The sequence below is a fragment of the Bradyrhizobium sp. STM 3557 genome (assembly GCF_045571465.1).
Classification (GTDB): domain Bacteria; phylum Pseudomonadota; class Alphaproteobacteria; order Rhizobiales; family Xanthobacteraceae; genus Bradyrhizobium.
The window spans coordinates 4,304,347-4,329,222 of the sequence record NZ_CP120697.1 but is presented as its reverse complement, the minus strand read 5'-3'; the positions used below and the strand labels follow the sequence as shown (position 1 = coordinate 4,329,222).

At 65.4% G+C, this 24,876-nt stretch carries 24 protein-coding genes and 1 pseudogene; 9 read left to right on the top strand and 16 right to left on the bottom strand.

What is annotated here, in order from left to right:
- Positions 1 to 419: 419 nt before the first annotated feature.
- Positions 420 to 1,112 carry a BA14K family protein gene (locus P6U24_RS19665; RefSeq protein ID WP_407154178.1) on the bottom strand — a complete coding sequence of 231 codons (693 nt, stop codon included), beginning with the start codon at positions 1,110 to 1,112 and terminating at the stop codon, positions 420 to 422.
- 221 nt (positions 1,113 to 1,333) lie between these two features.
- Between P6U24_RS19665 and P6U24_RS19660 the strand changes: the two genes are divergently transcribed.
- Positions 1,334 to 1,744, top strand: a complete 411-nt coding sequence (locus P6U24_RS19660) for an NADH:ubiquinone oxidoreductase subunit NDUFA12 (protein ID WP_407154177.1) — start codon at positions 1,334 to 1,336, stop codon at positions 1,742 to 1,744.
- Between the two features lie 362 nt (positions 1,745 to 2,106).
- Here the strand turns inward: P6U24_RS19660 and P6U24_RS19655 are convergent, their stop codons facing one another.
- On the bottom strand, positions 2,107 to 2,802 hold the full coding sequence (locus P6U24_RS19655) for a DJ-1/PfpI family protein (protein WP_407154176.1): 696 nt from the start codon (positions 2,800 to 2,802) through the stop codon (positions 2,107 to 2,109).
- A 121-nt stretch (positions 2,803 to 2,923) separates the two neighbouring features.
- Between P6U24_RS19655 and P6U24_RS19650 the strand changes: the two genes are divergently transcribed.
- Both P6U24_RS19650 and P6U24_RS19645 read left to right on the top strand, forming a co-directional pair.
- Positions 2,924 to 3,862: a GlxA family transcriptional regulator gene (locus P6U24_RS19650; protein WP_407154175.1), complete on the top strand. Its 939-nt coding sequence runs from the start codon at positions 2,924 to 2,926 to the stop codon at positions 3,860 to 3,862.
- Positions 3,863 to 3,894: 32 nt separating this feature from the next.
- The gene (locus P6U24_RS19645; RefSeq protein ID WP_407154174.1) at positions 3,895 to 4,167 is read left to right on the top strand and encodes a hypothetical protein; all 273 of its coding nucleotides are present in this window, start codon (positions 3,895 to 3,897) and stop codon (positions 4,165 to 4,167) included.
- A 216-nt stretch (positions 4,168 to 4,383) separates the two neighbouring features.
- Here P6U24_RS19645 and P6U24_RS19640 read toward each other — a convergent pair whose 3' ends face one another.
- Complete coding sequence (locus tag P6U24_RS19640; protein WP_407154173.1) at positions 4,384 to 4,767, bottom strand: tautomerase family protein; 384 nt, start codon at positions 4,765 to 4,767, stop codon at positions 4,384 to 4,386.
- A 94-nt stretch (positions 4,768 to 4,861) separates the two neighbouring features.
- Here P6U24_RS19640 and P6U24_RS19635 point away from each other — a divergent pair, with 94 nt between their 5' ends.
- The 4 genes from P6U24_RS19635 (at position 4,862) to P6U24_RS19620 (ending at position 8,580) form a co-directional block, all read left to right on the top strand.
- Positions 4,862 to 5,749: a LysR family transcriptional regulator gene (locus P6U24_RS19635; protein ID WP_407154172.1), complete on the top strand. Its 888-nt coding sequence runs from the start codon at positions 4,862 to 4,864 to the stop codon at positions 5,747 to 5,749.
- 99 nt (positions 5,750 to 5,848) lie between these two features.
- Positions 5,849 to 6,607, top strand: coding sequence for an SDR family NAD(P)-dependent oxidoreductase (locus P6U24_RS19630; RefSeq protein ID WP_407154171.1), 759 nt, complete (start codon positions 5,849 to 5,851; stop codon positions 6,605 to 6,607).
- 31 nt (positions 6,608 to 6,638) lie between these two features.
- Positions 6,639 to 7,883: an NAD(P)/FAD-dependent oxidoreductase gene (locus P6U24_RS19625; protein ID WP_407154170.1), complete on the top strand. Its 1,245-nt coding sequence runs from the start codon at positions 6,639 to 6,641 to the stop codon at positions 7,881 to 7,883.
- A gap of 28 nt (positions 7,884 to 7,911) precedes the next feature.
- Entirely contained in the window at positions 7,912 to 8,580 is a 669-nt protein-coding gene (locus tag P6U24_RS19620; RefSeq protein WP_407154169.1) for an amino acid ABC transporter permease, read from the top strand.
- A gap of 264 nt (positions 8,581 to 8,844) precedes the next feature.
- Here P6U24_RS19620 and P6U24_RS19615 read toward each other — a convergent pair whose 3' ends face one another.
- The 3 genes and pseudogenes from P6U24_RS19615 to P6U24_RS19605 all read right to left on the bottom strand — a co-directional run bounded on the left by P6U24_RS19615 (position 8,845) and on the right by P6U24_RS19605 (position 12,666).
- Positions 8,845 to 9,723, bottom strand: coding sequence for a transporter substrate-binding domain-containing protein (locus P6U24_RS19615; protein WP_407154168.1), 879 nt, complete (start codon positions 9,721 to 9,723; stop codon positions 8,845 to 8,847).
- A gap of 162 nt (positions 9,724 to 9,885) precedes the next feature.
- Positions 9,886 to 11,133 (bottom strand): cation:proton antiporter, encoded by a 1,248-nt coding sequence (locus tag P6U24_RS19610; protein WP_407154167.1) that lies wholly within the window; start codon positions 11,131 to 11,133, stop codon positions 9,886 to 9,888.
- A gap of 145 nt (positions 11,134 to 11,278) precedes the next feature.
- Positions 11,279 to 12,666: pseudogene (locus P6U24_RS19605) on the bottom strand (MFS transporter).
- Between the two features lie 148 nt (positions 12,667 to 12,814).
- On the opposite strand from P6U24_RS19605, the gene P6U24_RS19600 reads away from it, so the two are divergent.
- On the top strand, positions 12,815 to 13,735 hold the full coding sequence (locus tag P6U24_RS19600) for a LysR substrate-binding domain-containing protein (protein WP_407154166.1): 921 nt from the start codon (positions 12,815 to 12,817) through the stop codon (positions 13,733 to 13,735).
- A 178-nt stretch (positions 13,736 to 13,913) separates the two neighbouring features.
- Here the strand turns inward: P6U24_RS19600 and P6U24_RS19595 are convergent, their stop codons facing one another.
- The 3 genes from P6U24_RS19595 to P6U24_RS19585 form a co-directional block, all read right to left on the bottom strand.
- Positions 13,914 to 14,915 carry a Na+-dependent transporter gene (locus P6U24_RS19595; protein WP_407154165.1) on the bottom strand — a complete coding sequence of 334 codons (1,002 nt, stop codon included), beginning with the start codon at positions 14,913 to 14,915 and terminating at the stop codon, positions 13,914 to 13,916.
- Positions 14,916 to 15,021: 106 nt separating this feature from the next.
- Positions 15,022 to 16,044: a D-cysteine desulfhydrase family protein gene (locus tag P6U24_RS19590; RefSeq protein ID WP_407154164.1), complete on the bottom strand. Its 1,023-nt coding sequence runs from the start codon at positions 16,042 to 16,044 to the stop codon at positions 15,022 to 15,024.
- A gap of 96 nt (positions 16,045 to 16,140) precedes the next feature.
- Positions 16,141 to 17,088 carry an alpha/beta hydrolase gene (locus tag P6U24_RS19585; protein ID WP_407154163.1) on the bottom strand — a complete coding sequence of 316 codons (948 nt, stop codon included), beginning with the start codon at positions 17,086 to 17,088 and terminating at the stop codon, positions 16,141 to 16,143.
- A 235-nt stretch (positions 17,089 to 17,323) separates the two neighbouring features.
- Here P6U24_RS19585 and P6U24_RS19580 point away from each other — a divergent pair, with 235 nt between their 5' ends.
- Positions 17,324 to 18,352: a DUF2155 domain-containing protein gene (locus P6U24_RS19580; protein ID WP_407154162.1), complete on the top strand. Its 1,029-nt coding sequence runs from the start codon at positions 17,324 to 17,326 to the stop codon at positions 18,350 to 18,352.
- Positions 18,353 to 18,502: 150 nt separating this feature from the next.
- Here the strand turns inward: P6U24_RS19580 and aat are convergent, their stop codons facing one another.
- The 7 genes from aat to aroQ form a co-directional block, all read right to left on the bottom strand.
- Positions 18,503 to 19,183: a leucyl/phenylalanyl-tRNA--protein transferase gene (gene aat / locus P6U24_RS19575; protein ID WP_407154161.1), complete on the bottom strand. Its 681-nt coding sequence runs from the start codon at positions 19,181 to 19,183 to the stop codon at positions 18,503 to 18,505.
- Positions 19,184 to 19,247: 64 nt separating this feature from the next.
- Positions 19,248 to 20,336, bottom strand: coding sequence for a sensor histidine kinase (locus tag P6U24_RS19570; RefSeq protein WP_407154160.1), 1,089 nt, complete (start codon positions 20,334 to 20,336; stop codon positions 19,248 to 19,250).
- Positions 20,333 to 20,770: a response regulator gene (locus P6U24_RS19565; RefSeq protein WP_407154159.1), complete on the bottom strand. Its 438-nt coding sequence runs from the start codon at positions 20,768 to 20,770 to the stop codon at positions 20,333 to 20,335. Before P6U24_RS19565 ends, P6U24_RS19570 begins: the two co-directional genes overlap by 4 nt.
- Entirely contained in the window at positions 20,767 to 22,287 is a 1,521-nt protein-coding gene (locus tag P6U24_RS19560; protein WP_407160520.1) for a sensor histidine kinase, read from the bottom strand. The genes P6U24_RS19565 and P6U24_RS19560 overlap by 4 nt, the downstream gene beginning before the upstream one ends.
- Before the next feature lie 102 nt (positions 22,288 to 22,389).
- A complete protein-coding gene (gene accC, locus P6U24_RS19555; RefSeq protein ID WP_407154158.1) occupies positions 22,390 to 23,739 on the bottom strand; it encodes an acetyl-CoA carboxylase biotin carboxylase subunit in 1,350 nt (449 codons plus the stop codon).
- A gap of 84 nt (positions 23,740 to 23,823) precedes the next feature.
- Positions 23,824 to 24,309, bottom strand: coding sequence for an acetyl-CoA carboxylase biotin carboxyl carrier protein (gene accB / locus P6U24_RS19550; RefSeq protein ID WP_407154157.1), 486 nt, complete (start codon positions 24,307 to 24,309; stop codon positions 23,824 to 23,826).
- Positions 24,310 to 24,344: 35 nt separating this feature from the next.
- Positions 24,345 to 24,827 carry a type II 3-dehydroquinate dehydratase gene (aroQ, locus tag P6U24_RS19545; protein ID WP_407154156.1) on the bottom strand — a complete coding sequence of 161 codons (483 nt, stop codon included), beginning with the start codon at positions 24,825 to 24,827 and terminating at the stop codon, positions 24,345 to 24,347.
- Positions 24,828 to 24,876: the final 49 nt, after the last annotated feature.

The window sequence follows — 24,876 nt, the reverse complement described above, 5'->3', positions numbered from 1 at the left end:
CCAGGCGCCGTTCCCGACGTCTCAAGCATCAGCTGCTCAAGTCTCACGCCGACGATGGCGACAGGAAAGTCCTGGCGGCCGGTCGAGTTTGACCTCGTGCTCCGATTCCGAAGCTCGTAAACGAAGATGCCGCAATATGATACGAACTTCGGAATCGAGGCATTGGATGTGCGCCGACGTCCGGTATTGATCAAATAAGCGCGGCACCTCCTTGAGGAGCGTCCTCAGCGCAGAATCACAAACCGAGCGATGATGACCCGAAAGCCGGGCATCTTCTGCACGGTACCGGGCATATGGGGACGCGGAGCCGCGAACAATTTTGCGAGCTGTGGATTTCCGGGGTCTGTATCCGGCGGGACGCAGAATGGCAAAGGCGGCGCACGGAGCGCCGCCTTTGCCGCTATCGCTCAGCTGGCGTGTTATGGGCAGGGGTGCCGCTCGCCGTCATAGCCGAGATAGGTGCCCGAGGCGGGGTCGTAGGACCGATAGCGCCGGGCGCAATAGCTGGCATCGCCACCAACGACGCCGACCTCGACGGCAGGAGCGCTGTCATCGTAGTAATAGGAATTGTCGGCGTAGTAGTCCGGGCCGTAATAATAGTCGGGACCGCCGTAGTAGGCATAGGAATCGGCCGCCAGCGCGCCGCCAACGATGGCGCCGGCCGCAACGCCCGGCCAGAAGCCGCCATGGCGATGATGCCATCCGCCGCCATGCCAGCCGCGGGGGCCTCCCGCGAAGGCACCGGGACCTGCCGCGCCCGCGACGCGTGGGCCAGCCGCCATACCGCCACGGGGCGCGGTGAAGTTTGCTCCGCCGACTGCCGGACCGCTGGCCGCGAAGGACGCGCCGCCACCCGGGCCGCGCGCCGCGAAGGATGCGCCGCCTCCCGGACCGCGAGGGCCACTGAATGCCGCGCCACCGCCCATTCCGCCGCCACCGCCCCCGATGTGGCCGCCGCCACCCATTCCACCACCCATGCCACCGCCGACATGGCCGCCACCGCCGCCGACACCAGCACCGCGCGCGCCCTGCGCAAAGCTTGCGGTGCTCGCCGCCAATGGCAGAATCAGCGCCAACGCCGTCATGGCGGTCAGCTTTTTAAGATTGCTCATTGATTGGACTCCATCACGAGGAAAATGACCTAACCCGCGGCGATGCTGGTCGTTCCAGGGTGCATATGTGCGGAGCCTGCGATTGCAGGGTTGGCAGGTCGTCCCGAGACGGAATGAACGCTGGTTCAGAATGCAGAAGGCGGGCTGGCTTCGCGGTACTGGACAATCCTGCTGCAGGGTGGCATCAGAGCCCGCACCGCCACCAAACCGGCCTCTCGCGCATGAAACAATTCTTCCTCAAGCTCTTCACGTGGTGGAATGGCCAGACCTTCGGCACGCAGCTGTGGACCTGGCGTTTCGGCGAGTTGGTCGGCGAGGACGAGCAGGGCAATCGCTACTACCGCACGGCCGGCGGCAAGATCGATCCCGTGCTGCACTTCGAGCGCCGCTGGGTGATCTACAACGGCCTGGCTGAGGCCAGCCGCATTCCACCTTCCTGGCACGCCTGGATCCATCACGTGGTCGATGTGCCGCCGACCCAGGACGGCTACGAGCCGCGGGAGTGGGAAAAGCCGCATCAGCCGAACCTAACCGGCACGCCGCGCGCGTACCGGCCTTCCGGCTCGACGCTGGCCAGCGGCCGCCGTCCGAAGGCGACCGGCGACTACCAGCCCTGGACGCCGCGTAGCTGACCGCCCCGGGCGGCTTCCCGCGTCGCTTCCGGTTCCAGTCTGTGGATAGCGAGAAGTGCGGGGAGAGTTCGCGCTTGGCGCGAGCACCCCGTTGCGCGGTGACGCCGGTTGGGGCTGAATGATGCCGTCTTGCGAAGGTGGTTTCAGACCACTGCGACGGTTCAGGATACGGAATCGCGACCGTTCCTGATATGCAGCGGCACCCGATCAGGATCCCCGCGACCGGGGCGACCAGCCTCCGGGTTGCGCAAGGCCTGCAATCGCCCGGCACGATGTGGTGCCGTCGTAAGATCAGGAAAGGCCGCTGGGGCAACCCGGCGGCCTTTTTCGTTGTCGTCTTCCGCAGGTCAGGGGGCCGCCCGTCAGGCGCCAGCCCTCAAGCGTTGTGAGGCCCGGGCTACGGCGTTCCGCCGTCGCTGCTGGAATGGCGCGATGCGCTCCTGCATCAGCGCGAGGACGGCGGGCGGAGCGCTCTCCGGCGCGCCGGAGTCGAATGGCGGCGCGGGGATGTATTCGATTGCGAGCTGGATCGCTTCTGCCGTGGAGCGATCAATCAGGATCGACACCAGCGTCAGCGCAAAATCGATGCCCGCGGTGACCCCACCACCTGTGACCCGGTTGCGGTCGATGCAGACACGCTCGGTCGAGAGAGTGGCGCCGAATGGCGCGAGACAGTCGCGCGCGCTCCAATGGGTGGCCGCGCGATAACCGTCGAGCAGGCCAGCCGCGCCCAGCGCCAGCGAGCCGGTGCAGACCGACGTGATGTAGCGGGCGCCTTCGGCCTGACGCTTCAGGAAGTCGAGGACCTCCTCGTCATTGACGATGTCATCGACGCCGGCGCCGCCGGGAACACAGACGACGTCTAGCTGCGGACAATCAGCAAAGGTCGTGGTCGGCAGCAGCGTCAGCACGGAATCGGTCGGGATTGGCTCGATGCGCTTCCATAACAAATGCACGGTGGCGCCAGGCACGCGGGCGAACACCTGCACAGGACCTGTGAGGTCGAGCTGGGTCAGCTTCGGAAACAGGACGAATCCGATCTGGAGCGGGGCAGCCATGATGCGCTTCCTTCGGTGCGTGAAAAGGGCTTGACGGCATGCAGTCTGGCATGATCGCCTCGTGTCTGAAATGGCAGATTTCCCTCGTTTTCGGTCGCAACTGAAAAAAGGGCCCCTGACGATGATCGGCGTCCTGATCTTTCCTGACTTCCAGCTCCTCGATGCGTCCGGCCCGATCTCGGCGTTCGAGATCGCTGCGCGCTACGCGCGGCAGACACCGTCGATCAAAGTAATTGCCGCTCAGCCGGGACCGGTTCGCTCAACGGCGGGCGTCGAGATGCTGGCGCGCAAGTTCGGCCCGGCAAGCGCTCTGTCGACTCTGATCATCGCCGGCGGGGAGGGTGTCGAAGCGGCCGCGCGCAATGCCTGCACCCTCGCTTTCGTCCGTAATGTTGCAAAGCGCGGCATCCGCGTCGCCAGCGTCTGCTCCGGCGCCTTCATCCTTGCCGAAGCCGGCCTGCTCGATGGCAAACGCGCCACCACGCATTGGCAGCGGACGCGGCAGTTCCTCAAGGCCTATCCGAACGTGAAGCTCGAGCCCGACAGCATCTACGTGCGTGATGGGATTATCTGGACCTCGGCCGGCATCAGCGCCGGCATCGATTTGGCGCTCGCGATGGTCGCCGAGGACCATGGCGAGGAAATCGCGCAGAAGACCGCGCGGCAGCTGGTGCTCTATGCCAGGCGCAGCGGCGGCCAGTCTCAGTTTTCACAGCTGTTGGAACTGAAGGCCCCGAACGGCCGGTTCGCCCCGCTGCTGACCTGGGCACGCGAGCATCTCGACGCGCCTCTGACGGTGGATGACCTTGCCGACCGGGCCGGCATGAGCGCGCGGCATTTCACCCGGGCCTTCATTGCCGAGACCGGGACGACGCCGTCGAAGGCGGTGGAACGGCTGCGCATCGAGGTGGCGCGGCAGCGGGTGCAGGCGTCCAGCGAGCCGATCGAGCGGGTCGCGGAGATCACCGGTTTCCGCGATCCGGAGCGGATGCGCCGTGCCTTCATCCGCGCCTTCGGCCAGCCGCCCCAGGCGTTGCGGCGCGCAGCACGGGCGGGATAGAGTTTCGATCAGCGGTCCAAGAGGTCGGCCTGATGGCCAGTCATGCCATGGCTTTCGCAATTCTGTTTCCGAGGCCCTATGTGCTGGAAGTCTCCAAGCTGCGCCAGCAGCTGGAGGAAGCGCATCTGGCGTGGGCAACGGAGTGGAGGCTGCGACAGCAGGAGTTCGTGATCGAGAACATCCGCTTCGCGCATGACCCGCATTGGAAGCAGCGGTTTTTCAGCCTGCAGTCGGCGCGCGATGGAGCGCATTGGTTCTGGCAGGCCACGAGAGTCATCGTGACCTGCACCGGAGCGTCGATCTAGCCGTTGTTCTTATGAAACCGGTATCTCGCAATTGACGCGTGGTTCCCGCGGCCTCGTCATTGCGAGCCAACGGGTCCGCGCGTATGCGCGGCCCGATGACAGGCTCCGCGAAGCAATCCAGTGTCAGAAAGGAAGTCTGGATTGCTTCGTCGCTTCGCTCCTCGCAATGACAAATACGGTAGGCAACTTATCCCGCGGTGAATTGTCGCTATTAGTCTAGACGACGTACTGCGCGATGCCGTTGCCGAACGACCAGTTCTCCTTGACGACTTCCACGAAGTTCACGAACACGTCCTCGGGGCGCAGGCCGGGACGCTGGCGCAGGCGTTCGACCAGCCGGGCGTAGAACGCCTGCTTGGCCTGCTGCGTGCGGGTGTTGCTCACGGTCAGCTGGATGATGACGAAATTATCCGACCGTTCGATCCCGAGATAGCTGCGGTCGAAGACGAGATTGTCCTCATGATGTTCGTTGATGACCATGAAGCGGTCGTGCTCGGGCACGTTGAACGTCTCCCGCATGGTCTCATAGATCTCGTTGGTCAACGTTCGCTTGAATTCGCCGGATTTGCCCCGGCGCAGATCGATCCTGACGAGCGGCATGACGGCATACTCCTGTTGTTGTCATTGCCGCATCATAGATGAACCGCTAGGATCATAAAAATGAATGTTCGGCGGCCAAGCATGACGGTTCGAAATGCATAGATTGCCAACCCTCGAACTCGACTGGTTGCGCGCCTTCGTCACCGTGGCCGATGCGCGCAACTTCACCGTCGCCGGCGAGGCGGTCGGCGCCACGCAGTCGGCGGTCAGCGTCCGGATCCGCAAGCTGGAGGATCGGCTCGGGCAACGGCTGTTGGAGCGCAACGCCCGTCACGTCGCGCTGACCCGTTTCGGCATGAGCTTCCTGCCCGACGCGCGGCGCCTGCTGCAGCTCCATGACGACGCGGCGGTTCGTGCCATCGGCTCGGCGCGCAGCCGCAGCTTCGAGCTGGCGGTCAGCGACCACACGGCCGGCGATCTCTTGCCGAAGATCCTGGGGCCGATGCGTGAGCTGCCGGATGGTCGGCGGCTGTCCGTCGTGGTCGGACGGTCGCCGGAGTTGGCGATCGCATTCGCGGGCGGGCACTACGACGCCGTGATCGGCCGGGCGGACGATTTCGGCGGCGAGGGCGAGACCATCATCGAGGATCGCATGGTGTGGATGACCGCGAGGTCGTTCGAGTGGGAGGCTGGCCAGCCGCTGCCGCTGGTCTTGCTGTCGGCGCCTTGCACGGTTCGGGATGCGACGCTGACGGCGCTGGCGCGGCATGACGTGCCCTGGCGCGAGGCCTTCGTCGGCACCGGCGTGGCCGCGATCCAGGCCGCTGTCGTCGCAGGCTTCGGCATCGCCGCCCTGGAGGCGCGCAACGTGCCACCCGATTGCGTGACGCAGGGCGCATGGCTGAAACGATTGCCGCCGCTGCCCCCGACGCGGGTGGTGATCCGCGCGCGCGAGGCAACGGCGACCGATGCGCAGATCGTGCGGATGATCGCGAGCGCGTTGAAGCAGGTCGCGCCGCGCAGCCGTCGTCGCGCCCGCTGAGGTGGGACCTGCACAGGGGTACGCGGCGAGCGTGGCCGTGTTGGCATTCGCAGATGCGAGACCTATAGTCGGCGCAAACAGGTTTTCGATCTGGGGGTCATGCGCATTTCCATCATCACCGGCGGGGGCGCCGGTATCGGGGCAGCCGTGGCGCGGCGTCTGGCCGCGCCGGGCCAATGCCTGGTATTGCACGGGCAGGGTGCGGACGATGCGGGCCGGCAGCGGCTGGCCGCTGTCGCCGCCGCGTGCCGACAGGCCGGCGCCGAGGTGGCCGTCCTTTCCGGCGATCTCGCTGCTCCCGGCTCCGCGTCAGATCTCGTGAGCGCCGCCCGCGACACTTTCGGTCCGGTGGGCGCGATCGTTCACGCCGCGGGCTTTGCCGATCGCCGCAGCTTTCGCGATCTGCCGCGGGAGGGACTCGATCGTTCCTATGCCGTGATGGCCGGCGCGTTTCACGAACTGGCCAGCGCGGCGCTGCCGGATCTGCTGCGCGGTCCCGAGAGCCGGGTCGTCGCCATCTCCAGCTTCGTGGCGCACCGCTTCGTGGTGGGCGGCACCTTTCCAGCTTCGGCTGCCGCCAAGGCCGCCCTGGAAGCCCTGGTGAAGTGTCTGGCCATCGAGCTCGCTGCCGTGGGCGGCACCGCCAACGTCGTCGTGCCCGGCTATACCCGCAAGGATCCTGGACGGCAGGGATCGCTCGATCCCGCGGCCTGGCAGGTCGCGGCCAGGGCCAATCCGCTGCAGCGTCTGGCCGAACCCGACGATATCGCTGCAACCGTCAAATTCCTGCTGACGGCGGAGGCCGGCCATATCACCGGCGCGGTGCTGCCAGTCGATGGCGGGCTGACGCTGAGCTGAGTGAAATCTGGACAGAGTAATGAGCGAGAGCATGACGGATCAAGCAACCGACGTGGTCGTGCTGGGCGCAGGCATCGTCGGCGTGTCGGCAGCCTTTGCGATCCGCGAGCGCGGCTTGTCGGTGATGCTGATCGATCGCAAGGCGCCGGGCGAGGAAACCTCCTACGGCAATGCCGGCATACTCAGTAGCGGATCGATCCTGCCGCTTAACAAGCCCGCGCTGTTCTCGGCGCTGCCGGCTTATCTGACCAACCAGAGCGCGTCGCTGCGCTGGAATCCGGCCTGGACGGTGCGCAATCTCGATTGGGTGCTGCGCTTCCTTGCGAACGCGGTGCCGTCGCGGGTCAAGCCGCGGGCGGTTGCGCTGCATGGCCTGATCGGCGCGTCCCTGGCTCTGCATCGCGACTGGATCGTCAGAGCCGGCGAGCCGCAGCGCATCCGCGAGACCGGCTGGCTCAAGGCCTGGCGCGGCGACGGTACCTTGGCCGCAAAGGAGGAGCAGGCCTGGCTCGCCGAGTTCGGCATCAAGAGCGAACTGCTCGACCGCCAGGCGATCTCCGCACTCGAGCCCAATATCCTGCCGGTCTACAAGGTCGGCCTCCTGCACAGCCAGACGGCTTCCGTGGATTCACCGGGCAATGTGGTGAAGGCCTATGCGAGAATGTTCGAAGGCCTCGGCGGCGTGGTCCGGCAGGCGGCGGTCAGGGCGCTGGCGCCGGATGGCGCCGGCTGGCGCGTGATGTTTCAGGACGACATGATCCGCGCGCGCCATGTTGTGATCGCGCTCGGGCCGTGGTCGCCAGACATCCTGCGACCCCTCGGCTATCGCGTGCCGATGGCATTCGAGCGCGGCTATCACCGCGAGTTCAAGCCCGATCCATCGCGGCGGCTGCTACGGCCGATCAACGATGCCGATGGCGGCTTCCTGATGACGCCGATGGAGCGGGGCGTGCGCATCACATCTGGAGTCGAGCTGACCGATCGCGACGCGCCGTCCTCGTTCGCGCAGCTCGATCAGGTGGTGCCGCTGGCGCGCAGCGTGATCGAATTCGGTGAGGCTGTCGGTGAGCCCTGGCGCGGCGCGCGGCCGACCCTGCCGGACTCGCTCCCGATGATCGGGTCGGCGCCGCGGCATTCCGGCCTGTGGCTTGCATTCGGCAACCAGCATATCGGCTTCACCACCGGGCCGGCGACCGGCGCGGCCATCGCGGCGATGATTGCAGGCGAGCAGCCAGCCTTCGACGTCTCGGCTTTCGCGCCGAGCCGCTATCTCTGACAGGCAAACACCAAACCCTGGGATCGCCATGCGCTACGTCTGGGATTTCGCGATCCTTGCCAAATACAGCCATCTGTTCTGGGTCGGGCTCGGCTGGACCATGGCTTACACGGTCGGCACCATCCTGGCCGGGACGCTGATCGGCCTCCTCGTCGGCATCCTGCGGCTGCGGCGGTTGCCGGTGATCGACTGGCTGCTGCTCAGCTACATCGAGCTGTTCCGCTGCACACCGCTGCTCGTGCAGATCATCTGGTTCTACTACGCCTTTCCAGTCGTGATCGGCGTCAATATCCCGGCCCATATCGCCGCCATGAGCGTGCTCTCGCTCTATGGCGGCGCGTTCTACGCGGAGATCGTGCGCGGCAGCATCGAGAGCGTGCCGCGCGGCCAGTGGGATGCGGCGCGCGCGCTGGGTTTACGCTCCTGGCGGATGATGCGGCTCGTGATCCTGCCGCAGGCGCTAAAGCCGATGCTCGCGCCTTATGTCAACCAGTCGGTGACGCAGCTGAAAAACACCTCGCTGGTCTCGGTGATCGCGGTGCCCGACCTCGTCTACAACGCGACGCTGATCAACGCCGATACCTATCGACCGCTTGAGGTCTACACCATCGTTGCCCTGATCTATTTCGCGATCCTGTTTCCGGCGACGCTCGCCGGGCGCCGGTTCGAGCGCGGCATGACCTACGACAAGGCCTAGACGATCGTTTCCAAAGTCACGGCCTATATGTAGCCCCCGCTGTCATCGTCCGCGAAGGCGGACGATCCAGTACGCCGTGACGTTTCGGTTCGATCTCTTCTGTCGCGGGGTACTGGATGCTCCGCAGGAGCCTGTCATCCGGCCGGCCGACGGCCGGACCGGGTGGCGGAGCATGACAGCGTTGGAGGTGGCGAGAGGTCAACCCATCCACCGACAGCCGATTTCAAGGAAACGCCGGTGTAGATTATGCCGCGCGATCGTCGCTCAGATGTTGAGCTCGACCGGAATGTCCTCGGCCTTGACGCCCGAGAGCGCGAGACCCTTGACGAACCATTCCCGCATCTGGCCAACGCCTCTGTTGTAGTCGATCCAGACCGAGAGAAAGTCGCGCCAGCGCTTGTCGGGCTCGCGCCGCACCGCGGTCGCCGACGCCACGGTGACGGAGGGCGACTGCAGGATTTTGTAGGTGCCGAGATTGGGGTTCTTGGCGATTGCGGTCAGGCCCAGTACCAGCGCGTTGACGACGCAGTCGACGCGGCCCGAAGCCATCTCCAGCATCACCTCGTCGCGCGACTTCAGCGACTTGATCGTGGCGCTCGGCGCAAAACGGCGAGCCACCGCCTCGTTGGCGGAGCCGACATCGACCGCAATCCTCACCTCGGGCTTGTTGATGTCGGCCCAGGTCTTCGCCTCCATGCCCTTCTTCAGCATGGCGCCGAACGGATGGGGAAACACCGTGCTGGTGAAATCCACCACCAGCGCGCGCTGCGGGGTCGGATTGAGCGCAAAGCCGAGATCGATCTTGCCGGACTGCAGATCGAGGATCGAATTGCCGTAGGTTGACTCGGTATATTCGAGCTTGACGTCGAGCAGCTTGGCGATGTCGTTGGCCATCTCGATCGAGAAGCCTGACCAGGTGCCGGTGGCGAGATCCTTGTTGAAATAGGGCAGCTCGCCCGGCAACACGGCGATGCGCAGCGTCTTGCTGGCGCGGACGCGATCCAGCGTATTGTCGTCACCCTCGGCGGCCGACGCGGGGCGCGTCATCGCGGACGCGAGCGCAGCGCCGCTGCCGATCGCCAGCGCGTAACGCAGCGCGTCGCGGCGGTCTTCGGAAATCTTCTGTTCGTCGGATATGGTCACGTCGTCCTCCTGCACCAATCAGGAGAAAGCCTAGCGTCGACGTTGCATGCCAGCAACAGCCATATCGGCCGTTCCGGCAACTGATACGCAACGTGCAGTGCCGCGGCGACCTCTAGATGCATCGGGGCGACCATGCGATGCCTGATCGGCATGCAGCGCTGATCAAGGTTTGGCCGGATCGGCCATCACACGGAGCCGGCGGCCGAGCCATTCGGTCGTCGTTGCCTGGATCAGGATGGTCATCACGATCGCGACGAAGGTTACGGACGCGATGACCTCGGCGCCCGGCGCCTTGATGCCGAGCAGGAGGCCCGCCAGCGCGGCCGGGATCACGCCGGTCTCCCGAGTCCAGCACATGAAGACGAGCTCGGCGAGGCTCCAGCGCGCACGCCGGTCGAGACCGGCGCAGATGAACACGGTCAGCGGCCGTGCGACCAGCATCAGCACTGTGACAACAGCAACGTCGCCGAGCCAATAGCGGCCCATCAATGCGAAATCGACCTGGGCGCCCAGCAGGATGAAGATGAAGAGGCGCATGATGAAGGCGGTGGTCAGCACGAACTCGTCGAGCTTGGCCGCCTCTCCGACCTCCATCCGAAAGCCGAGCGCCTCCTTGTTGCCGAGCACGACGCCGAACACGAACACGGCCATGAAGCCTGAGGCGTGCAGGCCGGAGGCCCCGAAATAAGCGGCGATGACGGCGACCAGCGTGACGACAGGCGCGTATTCGGTGAGAAAGGCCCATTTCTCATGCGCGATCAGCAGGCACGCGAGATAGCCGAGCACGAGGCCGGCACCGATGCCGACAGCGGATTGCCAGATGAGATCGAACAGAGCGCCGGCCGGCGAGAAGCCGCCAGCGCCGGTTGCGATCGCGAGCAAGGTGAAGGTGATGATCGCGGCCATCGCATCGTTGAAGGCGGACTCGCTCATCACGGTCTGCGCGAGACGATCGCGGATCCGGACTTGCCGGAACACGGGCATCAGCGTCGCCGGATCGGTTGAGGCAATCGATGCGCCGAGCAGGAGCGCGATCGGCAGCGGCAACGACAGAAACCATGCGGCTGCGATCCCGGTGACCGCGCCGGTAATCACGACGCCGAGCGTCGCAATGATCAGGATCGTGATCCAGACCTCGCGCAACACGGTGAGGCGGAGCGCCGCCCCTCCGTCGAACAGGATATAGCTGGCCCCGAACAGCAGGATGATCTGGTTGAGCGCCGAGTCCGCTCTGATGTTGATCAGATCAAGCGCGTGCGGTCCGATCGCAATGCCGGCGAGGAGGAACAGCGCGACGTCAGGAATGCGCACCTTCTGCGCGGCGAAGGCAACCAGCGTGCCGATCGCGAGGATGAGTCCGGCATCCAGCAGCGTATGGCGCGCGATCTCGATCGACGTCGATGTCTCCATGAGCAGCCGCCTCCATAGGCTGAAATCGGGTGAGGCGTGGTATCATGCTTGCCGGACCGAGGCGACGGGCAAGGACAACGCCGAACGTGTTGAAACCGGGTACACGAACCGCGATCGGGCTTTCCTCTTTACTGTTGCTCGTTTTTCACTGTCGCTCTATTGCGGCTGGACCTGAGAGTGCGGCAAACACGCATGCCGCAAGCAAGAGCGTGATCGCACTGACGAGAAAATAAGCTGGCGGATACCGGTTGTCCCCGCCCCGATTCAGCACGGCTCCTATCAGCGCGATGCCGAGGGCGAAGCCTGCCTGGCGCATGGTGACGCACATGGCGGCCGCCGTCGCCGCCCGGTCCGCCGGGACGGAAGAAACAGCGAACGCCGTGATCTGGGCGTTGATCAGCGCACATCCCGCTCCGCCCAGGAGCAACATCGCTGCAACGGCCCAGGCCGCTGCCGGACCGGACAGATCCGTCGAGACGACCGCCAGGCCCAATCCCGCGACGCCAACGACCGCCAATCCGCCGCCGAAGTACAGCCGCGCCGGCATGACCTGCGACAAGCGTGCCCCGAGGCTCGGCAGAAGGAGCATTGGCACAGTGAGCGCGGTCAACAGCAGCCCGGAGTGGCCTGCATCCAGGCCCATCGGCCCGCGCATCATCTGCGGCAGATGGACAAGCAGAGACCAGTAGCCGATCGAACAGGCAATAGCCGTGATGCAAAGAGCCAGGAATCGAGCCGACGCAAAGAGCTCGAGATCAAAGGCCGGGCGCGGGTGCCTGCGCTCCGCGATCCAAAACGCCCAAGCCGCGACCACATTCATTGCGAGCGCAATTCCGCGAAATCCGCCTGGTGAGAGCAGTGCGTATGCTGACGAACCGACGACAAGTGCCAGCAAGCCCGGTCCGAGCCAATCCATTGACGGCCGGGAGCCGACACGTTCCGATTCCGCCAGTGGCAAGGCCAGGACCACGAGCGCCATGCAGAGCGGAAGATTGATCCAGAAGATCCACGGCCAGCCGGCAGAGGCGGCGATGAGCGCTCCGAGTGGCGGTCCGATGACCATTGAGGCGCCGATGACAGTGCCCCAGACGCCGAAAGCCCAAGCGCGTCGCTTCCCGGATAAGCGGCCGCGAGCAACGCCGACGCCGACGATGTGATGGCAGCTCCGGCGACGCCTTGCAGGACGCGCCAGGCCAGCAGGCTCTTGAACGTGGTTGCCTCGGCACAGAGCGCCGAGGCCAGGCCGAACAAGACACCGCCGCCGATGAAGACCCGCCGTCGGCCGTATCGGTCTGCGACAGGACCGGCAACCGGAAGAGCAAATATGAGAGCAAGGCTGTAGACGTCCATGATCCAGGCTTGGTCCTGCACGGCTACGCCGACACTGCTGGCGATGTCGGGCAATGCAGCGACCAAGCCGGTTAGATCGACCTGGAACAGGAAGCCGCTGACACCGGCCGCGAGAAGCGCAAACCACGCCAATCGCGAAGAAGGAGTTCTGTCCGGAATCGCCGGATCGTTCGCGACCGTCATTCTTGGATGTTCTGCCATTGCCATAAGCTGGCCGAAAAACGGCGTGGGCGCGAATGAAGCGTTCTCAAAACGCCATGAAACTGTATCATGCGGTCCTCGTTGATAGTTGCTGGCTCCAATGGTCCGTCGCCTCCCACCGTTCACATCATTGGTCGCGTTCGATGCAGTCGCGCGCCACCGCTCGTTCACCCGTGCGGCTGAAGAACTTGGCGTGACCCAGAGCGCGGTCAGCCATCAGATCCGGCGGCTCGAGACATTCTACGGGACGCCTCTGCTGCGCAGACTCAATCCGGGAGTCGAACTGAGCGCCGAAGGCACCATGCTAAGAGCTGAGCTTGCGATTCTGCTCGACACCATCGCCGGACTGGAGCCTCGTCTGCGTCGTCGCGCCGACCGCCGAACGGTAAGGTTGGGTGCAGGGACCGCGCTGGCGGCATGGTGGCTCGTCCGGCGCCTTCCATCGTTTCAGGCCGCACATCCTGAAATCAATGTCGAATTCGAGCCAATCGGAACGGAGCAGGACGCGGCAAGCTCGGTCGATCTTCGCATCGTCTGGACGTCGCTCGCCGAAGCGCGGCCCAATTCGACCCAATTGCCGCTGTTTCAGGAGCGCGTGGTCCCGGTGTGTGCGCCTCGCCTGCTGCCCGAAGGCAGGCCGCTGACAGATCCGGCCGACCTGGTTGAGCTTCCGCTCATCCAAAAGGGGGCCGATCCGGCTGGCGAGTGGAGTTGGGAATTCTGGTTCAAGACGCTTGGACTAAGCGGAGCTTGCTCACGCGGTCCCGTCCTGCGCGACATGGGGCTCTGCCTCACCTCTGCCGTCGAAGGTGGCGGGGTCGCGCTCGGGCGGTCGCTTCTGATCGCCGACGCAGTCGCCGATGGCCGTCTCGTGCAGGCGTTGGTGGCGACGCCTCACGTATCATCGAGCAAAGTCCACGTGGCACGCTGGCGTCCAGAACTCATCGGCGATCGGGCCATCCGGACTTTGGTCAATTGGCTTGCTCGGGAAACATCGGTCACGGTCACTGCGCCTGAGCCCGGATACGACGCGCAGAACGCAGACCTGTGAACCGTGCGCGCGGGCAAGCGCGGGCCCCCTCTGTCCAGCTCGCATCCGTCCGGCTAGGGCTGGCTGCTGCCCGCGAATGAGTCGGCGCCCAGCAGAGTCGGATTGCCAGTGTGGCTTGTGCCCGTCGTCAGCTAACAGAACGCGCGGTCACTCCGGAGCGAACGACAGACACGCGACACTAGATATCAGCAGCAGCCGGCGCAGCCGAGCGGGTCGCTTGGCGCACGCGCGTGGCGAGCGGGCTCAGGATCTGGGGCGCCAGATAGATTGGAAACTGGCTCATCGCGAAATAGAGCCAAGTGATGCCCGGCAGCGCGCCTTCGGTCGCCGCCAGCATCAAGCCCATGTTCCGCAACGAGACCATCAGGCCGAGCGCCAAGGCGCGCTCGGAGCCGTAGCGCCGAAACAGCAGCAGCGTCGCGCCAAGCAGCACGAAGAATACCGCAAAGGCCAAGGCTGCGAGCGCCAGAACGTGCAGAGGGGCGGCGCGGAAGTCAGCGACGAAATTGCTCATGACAGCCGCCACGAACACGAACAGGATCAGTACATTGAGGCCGTCGATCGGCGCGCGGTGGCGCTTGATGGCCGCATCGCCGAAGGTCAGCCGGATCACGACCGCGACCGCCAACGCGCCGGCGAGGATTGCGGCGAGCTTCACGCCGAGCGCAAACGGCGACAGCGACAGCATGCCGCCGAGGAAGATGTGAGCGAACAGAGGCGCGGTGAACGGCACCAGGGCGGTCGACGTCACAAGCGTGATCAGCACCAGCGTCGCATCGAGCCCCATCAGCGCCGCGAGCGCGGGCGATGCCATCATCGGCGAAGCCATCGCCTGCAGCATCAAGGCGAGAAACAGGTCCGGCGCGTTTGCGTCGGCGCCGATCAGGTGCGCGGCACCGCCAATCAGTGTAGGTACCGCGATCGTGGTCCAGACGGTCGCCGTGAGCACCAGAGCCGGGCGGCGCAGATAGGCGCGCAGGCTCGAGAGATCGACCCGCATGAAGGAGATGATGAGCAGCAAAAAGATCGCTTCGGTGACGTAGGGCCGCAGCACCTCCCCGAGCGGCGGCACGGCGATGCCGAGCACAACCAATGCAGCGATCGCGCGCGTACCTTGGCTGCCGAGCCAGTCGAGCGCGCGTACGGGCTGGACGAGGACCGAGTGGAGCGGGGAGGGCATCGCGAGTCCGGGCGAAAGGCGTCAATGAACGGCGCGACCATGCGTCAGCACGCGACTGACGCAAAGTCACATCTGGTTACGGATGATGTCGCCGGAGCGCGCCTGCTCAGATGCCGAGGGCGCTTTGATAGGCGAACAGCGCTGGCGCGCCGCCGGTGTGCAGGAAGATGACATCCTCGTCCCTGCGCCAGCGACTCTGGCGGATCAGCGCGATCAGGCCGGCGAGCCCTTTGCCAGAGTAGACCGGATCAAGCGCGAGGGCCTCGATCCGACCTGCAAGCCGGATCGCTTCGATCGTTGCGGCATGCGGGATTCCATAAGCAGGTCCTGCATGTCCGGCGACGACCTCGACGGCGGCATCGTTGAACGGAACGTCGAGCAGGTGGGCTGCTTCCCGCGCCAGCGCGATGACATCGGCCTGCACCCGTGCAGGCTCGGCATCGATATCGATGCCGACGATCCTCGTGTTCGGCATCGCCACGCTCGCGCCGACAACGAGGCCGGCCTGCGTGCCGGCGCTTCCCGTGCAATGCACGATCGCGCTTGGCGCGAAGCCCAGCAGAGCGGCCTGCGCTTCGATCTCGCAGATGGCCGTGGCATAGCCGATAGCGCCCAGCGCATTCGAAACGCCGTAGGGCACGAAATACGGCTTGCGTCCCTGCGCTTCGAGCTCGCCGACCAGCGATCGTATGGCTGCATTGCGGTCGCCGGTCCACGGCACGTCATGAAGCTGCGCGCCGAACAGCCGATTGAGGAACGCGTTTCCGGATGTCTCATAGTCCTGCGTGGGTGGCGCGAGTCGGCCGTGATAGACCGCGAGATGACATGACAGGCCGAGCCTCGCCGCAGCCGCGGCCACCTGCCGCTGGCTGTTCGATTGGACGACGCCGCCGGACACGATCGTATCGGCGCCTTCAGAAAGTGCCGCGTGCAGGACGTAGTCGAGCTTGCGCAGCTTGTTGCCGCCAAAGCCAAGGCCGCTCGCATCCTCGCGCTTGACCCACAGCCGCGGTCCGCCGAGATGCTCTGTCAATCGCCGCATCGGCTCGAGCGGGGTCGGCAGGGTGGCCAGACCCAGCCGGGGAAAGGCTGCGAGCCGCGTCTCCAGCGATTTCTGTTCGGCTGCCATCGTTCGACCCGCAACTGACATTGCAATGCTTGGTGAACCAAATAGCTTGTGCGAACGAGGCTCCGCGCCATTCGAACGGAGGATAGATTCTCCGGCTCAAATGGTCTGCTTCAGCCACGCCCCGATATCGTTGGCCGCGACATTGGCCTGCTGCAGCAATTTGCCCATGGTGAAGAAGCCATGGAATTGGCCGGGAAAGTTGCGATGGGTCACGGGGACGCCCGCCTCCTGCAGCCGCCGCGCATACTCATCGCCCTCGTCGCGCAGGGGATCGGCGCCGGCGGTCAGCACATAGGCTGGCGGCAGGCCGATCAATGTTTCGGCTTTCGCCGGCGAGGCGCGCCAGTCGTGGATGTCGGCGGCGCCGGTGAGATAGTGATCGCGAAACCAGCGAATGACGGAATGCGTCAGCAGCACGCTGGTCTCGGGCTCGCTGTGCGAGGGATGCGCCATGGCGAAGTCGGTGGCGGGATAGATCAGCACCTGTCCCGCAAGTGCCGGTCCCTGGCCGTCGCGGGCGGAGATGGCGACGACGGCGGCGAGATTGCCGCCGGCGGAATCGCCACCGACACTCAGGCGCGTCGCGTCAATGCCAAGCGATGCCGCACTGTCCGCCACCCATTGCGTCGCGGTCACAGCGTCGTCAACCGCCGCGGGGAATTTGTGCTCGGGCGCAAGCCGGTAGTCGATGGAGATCACGATCAACTCGCCCGCCTGCGCGAGCGTACGGCAGACCACGTCATGGGATTCGAGATTGCCGATGACCCAGCCGCCGCCGTGGAAGAACACCAGCGCCGGTGCGAGGCCGCCGACGAGTCTGACCGGGTGCGGCCGGTACAGCCGCGCCGGGATCGCACCATGCGGCGCGGGAATACCGAGATCGCGGACGTCAGCGAGCGGCGGCGGCTCGGGATTGGTGACAAGGCGCGCGGCGAGATAATAGGCACGGGCTTCTGCTGGCGTCAGCGTCTCGTAGGCGGGCCGGCCGGCCTCCTGGAAAGCCTTGTAGACGGCGGCGGCATCGGCATCGAGGGTGACGGGCATTGCGTTTCCTCTAGGGCATCCGGTTGAGCCCGGAGGCATGGCATCCGCAGGACGCGGAACCGTTTGGGAGAACTATTTCATCCGGAATGCGCGCTGACCAGCCTGTGGTGCGGCCGGGAGTCGCCCTTTCCCCGCCGTATTCGGCATGTTAACGGGTACCCTGATCGAGAGCGGCGGATGGGACATACGCCATGAGACTGTCCAGAACCCGATTCGCCTGATAAAGCCGCGCGAGATGCATCGAACCATTGCCCTGACCGGTCTCGCGGCCTTCCTGGCCGCCACGTCTCTCGCGCTGTCCATGCCGGCGCGGGCGCAGATCGGCACGATTTTCTCCGACCCCGTTCCGCGTCCGCCCGGCAACATTCCACGCCGCGGCGAGCCGATGCCGCCGCCTGACGCAGAGGAAGAGGACGTGCCGGAGCTGCCGCCGCAGGGGCGGGTGCTGCCGGCGCCGCCGACACGGGCCATGCCCGGGCAGGGCTCGGCGCTTCCGGGGCCGGTGCAGTCGCAACCCCTGGCACCGCCGCCCGGATCCACGACGGTGCCGCAGAATCCGCCGGTCGCCGCACTGCCGCCCGGCGGGCAGCCTGGGACGGCGCCTGCGCAGCCGGGCCAGCGCCAGCCGCAGCAGAAGGGGGCAGCGCCGAACGGGGGCTCCCAGAACGCGGCCGTACCGCCGAATGGCGCGGTGCCGCAGACACCGGCGACGTTGCAGCCTGGCGACGAGGTCGTGACCGAGCCGCCGGCGCAGAAGATCGTGAACAAGAAGGCGACCTTCTCCGGCCTCGACAAGATCACCGGCCGCATCATCAATTTCGACGAGCAGATCGGCGAAACAGTGCAATTCGGCGCGCTGCGGGTGAAGACCGATGCCTGCTACACGCGCCCCGCAACGGAAGCGACCAACACCGACGCCTTCGTCGAGGTCGACGAGATCACGCTGCAGGGCGAGGTGAAGCGGATCTTCTCCGGCTGGATGTACGCCGCAAGTCCGGGTCTGCACGGCGTCGAGCATCCGATCTATGATATCTGGCTGACCGACTGCAAGGATCCGGAGACCACGGTTGTGAGCGCTGCGCCGGATTCCGCCAAGCCCGCCGCACAGCCCTCGTCGCAGCCGCAGCGGCGCGCGCCGCCGCGGCAGACCCAGCCGCGTCCGCCGGCCGGCCTGCCGCAACAGCAGACACAGCAGATCGCGCCGCCATCGCCGCCTCCACCACCGCCACAGCAGGGCGGCGGCCCCTTCGGGATCTTCCGGTAAGCGTTGGTTAGATCCGACGGCCGTCTCAATCGTCATTGCGGCTTGTCCGCCATAGCCCGAAGGGCGACGGCGGAAGCAAATGACTGCGCGAAGACTCTGGATTGCTTCGTCGCCTTCGGCTCCTCGCAGCGACGGCAGAACGTGTCTGGATCACCCGCGCTCGGCGATGATCGCCAGCGCCTCGGTACCGGGGATCGGGTGATTGACCGGCAGCCTGGTAAAATCGGCGGGCTGGCCCATCAGCGCCTTGTCGAGCAGCGCGGTATAGCGGCGACGCGGGATTTCCTGCGCACCGAAGGTCTTCAGATGCTCGGTCACATATTGGGTGTCGAGCAGCTCGAAACCGCCGGCGATCAGGCGCGCCACCAGGTGCACCAGAGCCACCTTCGAGGCGTCGCGCGCGACGTGAAACATGCTCTCGCCGAAGAAGGCACGGCCGAGGCTGACGCCATAGAGGCCGCCTACCAGCTCGCCATCCTGCCAGCACTCGACGCTGTGGCAGTGGCCGATCGCGAACAGGCCCGTGTAGAGCTCGCGGATGCGCCGGTTGATCCAGGTCTCCTCGCGCCCGGGCTGCGGCGCGGCGCAGCCGGCCATGACAGCCTTGAACGCCTGATTGACGGTCACGGTGAAGACATCCGAACGCACCGTGCGCGCAAGCCGCGAGGCGACGCGGAAGCCGTCGAGCGGAATGATGCCGCGCAGCTCCGGCTCGACCCAGAACAGGGTCGGATCGTCGGCGCTCTCGGCCATTGGGAAGATGCCGCAGGCATAGGCGCGGAGCAGCACTTCGGGGGTGATCTCGGAGGCGGCGGAGTCGCGCGAATTCATGACGCCGATGATAGCAGGGCGCGGCCGGCCGCGCGACAGGCGATCGACAGGCCGCGCGTACTCCTCAGCCTGCGGCAGCAGTCATGGGGTTCGGCACGGCTTTGGTGCGACGGAAACGGACAATGATTTTGGTGCCGCTATGATCGGGGTCGGGAGTCACGCTGGCATCGAGCTTGGTCGCCATGGCGCTGACGATGCGCTGGCCCATGCCGGTCGAGCGCGGGTCGCTGGTGGCATGGAGACCGACGCCCTCATCGGCGATCGACAGCACGATATCGTCATTGTCGCATCTGAGCTCGACATGGATCGGCCCGGCGCAATCGGGATAGGCGTATTTGACCGCGTTCATGACCAGCTCGTTGACGACGATGCCGATCGCGACCGCGCGGTCCGGATCGATCTCGATGGGCTCGGCCCTCAGCGTGAGCCGTGACATCCGGTTGCCCTCGGCGGAGCGGCGCAAATCGTCGAGCAGCGCGTCGAGATACTGGTTCAGCAGCACGCTCTTGAGGTCGTGCGAGGTGTAGAGCCGCCGATGGACCTGCGCCACCGCGGCGACCCGGCCCATCGCGTTGGTGAGCGCCGCCTTGACGTCCTCCTGGGTCGCGGTGTTGGCCTGCAGATGCAGCAGCGAGGCGATGATCTGCAGCGAGTTGCCGACGCGATGGTTGACCTCGCGCAGCAGCACCTCGCGCTCGGCGGCGAGCGCCGCGAAGCGGTCGCGCGAGGCACGCACCTCGGCTTCGGCGTCGTCGCGGGCCTTCTGTAACCGGGCCTGGCGCAGCGCGCCCTCGGCCGCGACATGGAGCAACGGAATGAACTCGCCCTGGACGTCCTTGACCAGATAATCGGCAGCGCCAGCCTTCAGCGCGGTCACCGCGATCTTGGAATCCTGCGAGGCTGTCACGAACACCACGGGCGGTGCATCGGCGAGCGCCATGATCCGTTCCAGCGTCTCGAGCCCGTCGAGGCCGGGCATGTACTGGTCGAGCGCGATGACGTCGATGCCGCCCTTTGCCAGCCGGTCAAGACCTGCATTGCCATCGGGCGCATGCTCGACCTTGAACCCGTGCCGCGTGAGACCGCGTTCGACAAGCCGGGCCAGCGCCGCGTCGTCGTCGATATAGAGCAGCGTTGGTGAGGGCGACGTCATGCGGTGGGTGGAACCTGGATGACTGAGAAGAACAGGCCGAGTTGGCGTATAGCGTTCGCGAAACTCTCGTAGTTCACGGGCTTGGTGATGTAGACGTTGCAGCCGAGCTCGTAGCATCGCTTGATCTCCTGGGAATCGTCGGTCGTGGTCAGGATCACGACCGGTGCGCTCTTCAGGAATTTGTTCTCCTTGACCTGCCTCAGGATATCGATGCCGGTCATGTCCGGCAGGTTGAGATCGAGCAGGATCAGGAGGGCCTGTCCCTTATGGACGAAGCCACTGCCATCTGGCCCGAACAGATACGTCACCGCGTCTGTACCGTTGGTGAACGGAATGATTTCGTTGTTCACGCCGGAACGGCGGATGTTCCGCTCGATCAGGCGGGCGTGGCCTTCGTCGTCCTCGATCATGATGATCGTTACGGGGAGGGTCATTGGTCCGAGTTCCGATGGCTGGCGTTCCAGGTGATCGGCAGCGTGATCGTGAAGGTGCTGCCATGGTCGAGTTCCGATGCGACCGACATAGTGCCTCCGAGCCGGCGCACCAGGGCGCGAACATGGGCGAGACCGATGCCCTGTCCGGGCCGGTCCTGGGTTCCGGCTCGGCGGAACAAGTCGAAAATACGCTGATGATCCCTCGGATCAATGCCTCGGCCATTGTCGCTGATCTCGAAGATGGCGAAGCCGAGCTTGGTGCGACCGCGGATTGAGATCTCGCCGGGGACATCCGGTTTCAGATATTTGATCGCGTTGTCGATCAAATTGGAGAAGATCTGCTCGAGCGCGAGACGGTCGCTGACGATGGTCGGCAGGGGCTCGACCCGAATGCTCGCATGAGCTTCGGCCGCCTGGTGCGCCAGCGTCTGCACGATTGCTTCGATCAGATCGCGGGTGTCGATCCGGACCGGGGTGAACTCCCGGCGACCCTCGCGCGTGAGATTAAGGATCGCGCTGATCAGCCGGTCCATCTTGGCGATCGACGATTTGATGAAGCCGAGGGCTTCGCTGAAATCATCGGAAAGCTGCTTGTCGGCACCTTCCAGCTCGGGATCGACCCCCTCGGGCAGCGGCGGCGCAGCGGCGGCGGATCGCGCCAGCGTCGCGATCCGCCGGAAGAGGTCGTTGCGCAACTCCTCCAGCTCGCTGGTGAAGCCCATGATGTTCACGAGCGGCGAGCGCAGATCGTGGCTGACGATATAGGCGAAGCGCTGGATCTCGTCGTTCGCCTCCCGCAGATCGGCCGTGCGCTCGTCGACGGTGGTCTCGAGGTTGAGATTGGTCTCGCGCAGCTTGGTTTCGGCTTCGTCGCGGGCGCCAGCCGAAGCCCGCACCAGCACGATCGAGATCGTCGCGAGCAGCAGGACCAGTGCTGAGCCGGTAACGGTCACCACCGTTGCCATCCGCTGGCTGTGATCGGCGTTTGCAGTTCGCAGCGCAAACAGCCGGTCTTCCTCCTTGCGCATCGCATCGGCCGTGGTGCCGATGATGGCGGTGGTGTTCGCGGCCCAGGCGTCGCGGACGAGCCCGGCGGCGTCGGTGGCCTTGCCCTGCGCGGCAAGGGCCTTCTCCTGGTTGAACTGATCCAGCCGAGTATTGATGGCAGCACGAAGCTTGCCCAGCGAGGCGACCTGGGCAGGGTTGTCGGACGTCAGGCGGGCCAGCCGGTCGAGAACAGGGGGAATGGCTGCAACAGCAGCCTCATGATCCCTAAGGAATTCCTGGCTGCCGGTGAGGAGATAACCGCGGGCGCCGCTTTCGGCGCGCCGCACCTCCAGCAGCAGGGTGTTGATCTGGTTTTCGACCTCAAGGGTGTGAAGGACCGAGGCGGAGTCCTCACGCGCCTTGTTGACCAAAAGCACCGAGCCGGCGCTAACGATCACCAGCACCAAAAAGCCCGCCGACAGCAGCAGGATCTGTCCCAGCGCGCGCCTGCGTCGGATTTCAGGCGCCACGGAAACTCGCATCATGAACCCGGAAATCTTCTTGCGCCCCGGTGGGGTCCCCAACCACCGCTAACGCGCGAGGAGGGGTTTGGTTCCGCGCGTTCAGAAAAATCAGCCGGGCTGCTGGCCGGCCAAATACTGCTCGAGCCAGTGGATGTGGTAGTCGCCGTCGATGATCGCCGGCTCCCGGACCAGGGCCCGGAACAGCGGCAGCGTGGTCTCGATGCCGTCGACCACCATCTCGTCCAGCGCCCGGCGCAGCCGCATCAGGCATTCGACGCGGGTCTTGCCGTGCACGATCAGCTTGCCGACCAGGGAGTCGTAATAGGGCGGGATGACATAGCCCTGATAGACGGCCGAATCGATCCGAACGCCGAGACCACCGGGTGGATGATACTGCTGGATGCGCCCCGGCGAGGGCCGGAAGCTGACCGGGTTCTCCGCGTTCACCCGGCATTCGATGGAATGGCCGGTTATAGCGACCTCGCTCTGCTGCATCGGCAAGTCGCCGCCGGCGGCGATGCGGATCTGCTCCAGCACGAGATCGATGCCGGTGATCATCTCGGTGACGGGATGCTCGACCTGAATGCGGGTGTTCATCTCGATGAAGTAGAACTCGCCGTCCTCGTAGAGGAATTCGACGGTGCCAACGCCGAGATATTTCATCTCGCGCATCGCCTTCGCCACGGTCTCGCCGATCTTGGCGCGGCTCGCAGCATCGAGCACCGGCGAGGGGCCTTCCTCCCAGACCTTCTGGTGACGGCGCTGCAACGAGCAGTCGCGCTCGCCGAGATGGATCGCCCCGCCGCGGCCGTCGCCTAGCACCTGGATCTCGATGTGGCGGGGCTTCTGCAGATATTTCTCGAGATAGACCGAGGCATCGCCGAAGGCCGACTTTGCCTCGTTGGCGGCCGTGGTCAGCGCCAGTGCCAGGTCGGCTTCGGTATGCGCGACCTTCATGCCGCGACCGCCGCCGCCGGCCGCAGCCTTGACCAGCACCGGGAAGCCGATGGCTTTGGCGATCGCCATCGCGTCCTGGTCGGGCATGACGGCGCCATCAGAGCCCGGCACCACGGGAATGCCGAGGCGCTTGGCCGTCTTCTTGGCCTCGATCTTGTCGCCCATCAGACGGATGTGCTCGGCTTTCGGCCCGATGAAATGCAGGTTGTGGTCGGCGAGAATTTCCGCAAAGCGAGCATTCTCCGAGAGGAAGCCGTAGCCGGGATGCACCGCGTCGGCGCCGGTGATCTCGCAGGCCGCGAGCAGTGCCGGCACGTTGAGATAGCTGTCCTTGGACGGCGGCGGCCCGACGCAGACGCTCTCGTCGGCGAGGCGCACATGCATGGCGTCGGCGTCGGCGGTCGAGTGCACGGCGACGGTTAAGATGCCGAGCTCCTTGCAGGCGCGCAGGATGCGGAGGGCGATTTCGCCGCGATTGGCGATGAGAATTTTGTCGAACATGTTGCCTCAGCGGGCGAATAGTGAGTAGCGAATAGCGAGTAGGGGCGGAAAGTCCATTCGCTACTCGCCATTCGCTATTCGCTTCTATTCAATGATCACCAACGGCTCGCCGAACTCGACCGGCTGGCCATCCTCGACCAGGATCTGCGTCACCGTGCCGGCGCGGGGCGAGGGGATCTGGTTCATCGTCTTCATCGCCTCGATGATCATCAAGGTCTGGCCCACCGAGACCTTGGTGCCGACCTCGACGAACGGCTTCGCGCCAGGCTCGGGGGCCCAATAGGCGGTGCCGACCATCGGCGACGGCACCACGCCCGGATGCTTGGACATGTCGCCGCTGGCCGTCGCGGCGGCTGCGGCCGCAACCACAGGTACCGCAGCGGCGGCCTGCGGCAGTGCGGAGGGCACGGCGGCGGCGACAGTGACGTTGCGCGCGACGCGGATGCGCAGGCCGGCGCGCTCGAGCTCGATCTCGGTAAGGCTGGTCTCGTCGAGCAGGGCGGCGAGCTCGCGGATCAGCTCGGCGTCATCGGATTTCGCAGGGGTCTTGTCGTTGGGCTGGCGCGCCATGATGTTCTTCCGGATACTGGGCTTGGGTAGCGGCGTCAGGCTTGTGCCTTGTCGCCGATTGTTTTGGCGCCGATTTTTGCGGCGAGACCGGCGATTGCGAGTCGATAGCCTTCAATTCCAAAGCCGCAAAGTGACGCAAACGCGGCTTTCGCGGTGAAGGAGTGATGGCGGAAGCTCTCGCGGGTGTAGATGTTGCTGATGTGCACCTCGACGGTGGGGATCTTCACCGCCATCAGGGCATCGTGCAGCGCGATCGAGGTGTGCGAATAGGCGCCGGCATTGATGATGATGCCTACGGCCTGCCGGGTGCGGGCCTCGTGGATCAGATCGACCAGGACGCCTTCGTGATTCGACTGTCGGCAGTGCGCGATGAGGCCGAACTGGACGGCGGCCTCGGTGCACAGCTTCTCGACATCGGCCAGCGTGGCGTAGCCGTAGGTCTCGGGCTCGCGCGTCCCCAACAGATTGAGGTTCGGTCCATTCAGGACGTAGATCGTCTGGTCAGGGGTTTTGGCCATCCCAATCCCGGCAATGTGGCGGCAGGTGGCGGGCGTTATAGGTAACAAA

Coding starts and splice junctions, on each gene's coding strand:
- P6U24_RS19665 (WP_407154178.1), bottom strand. CDS start 1,112: ATGAGCAATCTTAAAAAGCTGACCGCCATGACGGCGTTGGCGCTGATT.
- P6U24_RS19660 (WP_407154177.1), top strand. CDS start 1,334: ATGAAACAATTCTTCCTCAAGCTCTTCACGTGGTGGAATGGCCAGACC.
- P6U24_RS19655 (WP_407154176.1), bottom strand. CDS start 2,802: ATGGCTGCCCCGCTCCAGATCGGATTCGTCCTGTTTCCGAAGCTGACC.
- P6U24_RS19650 (WP_407154175.1), top strand. CDS start 2,924: ATGATCGGCGTCCTGATCTTTCCTGACTTCCAGCTCCTCGATGCGTCC.
- P6U24_RS19645 (WP_407154174.1), top strand. CDS start 3,895: ATGGCCAGTCATGCCATGGCTTTCGCAATTCTGTTTCCGAGGCCCTAT.
- P6U24_RS19640 (WP_407154173.1), bottom strand. CDS start 4,767: ATGCCGCTCGTCAGGATCGATCTGCGCCGGGGCAAATCCGGCGAATTC.
- P6U24_RS19635 (WP_407154172.1), top strand. CDS start 4,862: ATGCATAGATTGCCAACCCTCGAACTCGACTGGTTGCGCGCCTTCGTC.
- P6U24_RS19630 (WP_407154171.1), top strand. CDS start 5,849: ATGCGCATTTCCATCATCACCGGCGGGGGCGCCGGTATCGGGGCAGCC.
- P6U24_RS19625 (WP_407154170.1), top strand. CDS start 6,639: ATGACGGATCAAGCAACCGACGTGGTCGTGCTGGGCGCAGGCATCGTC.
- P6U24_RS19620 (WP_407154169.1), top strand. CDS start 7,912: ATGCGCTACGTCTGGGATTTCGCGATCCTTGCCAAATACAGCCATCTG.
- P6U24_RS19610 (WP_407154167.1), bottom strand. CDS start 11,133: ATGGAGACATCGACGTCGATCGAGATCGCGCGCCATACGCTGCTGGAT.
- P6U24_RS19595 (WP_407154165.1), bottom strand. CDS start 14,915: ATGCCCTCCCCGCTCCACTCGGTCCTCGTCCAGCCCGTACGCGCGCTC.
- P6U24_RS19590 (WP_407154164.1), bottom strand. CDS start 16,044: ATGGCAGCCGAACAGAAATCGCTGGAGACGCGGCTCGCAGCCTTTCCC.
- P6U24_RS19585 (WP_407154163.1), bottom strand. CDS start 17,088: ATGCCCGTCACCCTCGATGCCGATGCCGCCGCCGTCTACAAGGCTTTC.
- P6U24_RS19580 (WP_407154162.1), top strand. CDS start 17,324: ATGCATCGAACCATTGCCCTGACCGGTCTCGCGGCCTTCCTGGCCGCC.
- aat (WP_407154161.1), bottom strand. CDS start 19,183: ATGAATTCGCGCGACTCCGCCGCCTCCGAGATCACCCCCGAAGTGCTG.
- P6U24_RS19570 (WP_407154160.1), bottom strand. CDS start 20,336: ATGACGTCGCCCTCACCAACGCTGCTCTATATCGACGACGACGCGGCG.
- P6U24_RS19565 (WP_407154159.1), bottom strand. CDS start 20,770: ATGACCCTCCCCGTAACGATCATCATGATCGAGGACGACGAAGGCCAC.
- accC (WP_407154158.1), bottom strand. CDS start 23,739: ATGTTCGACAAAATTCTCATCGCCAATCGCGGCGAAATCGCCCTCCGC.
- accB (WP_407154157.1), bottom strand. CDS start 24,309: ATGGCGCGCCAGCCCAACGACAAGACCCCTGCGAAATCCGATGACGCC.
- aroQ (WP_407154156.1), bottom strand. CDS start 24,827: ATGGCCAAAACCCCTGACCAGACGATCTACGTCCTGAATGGACCGAAC.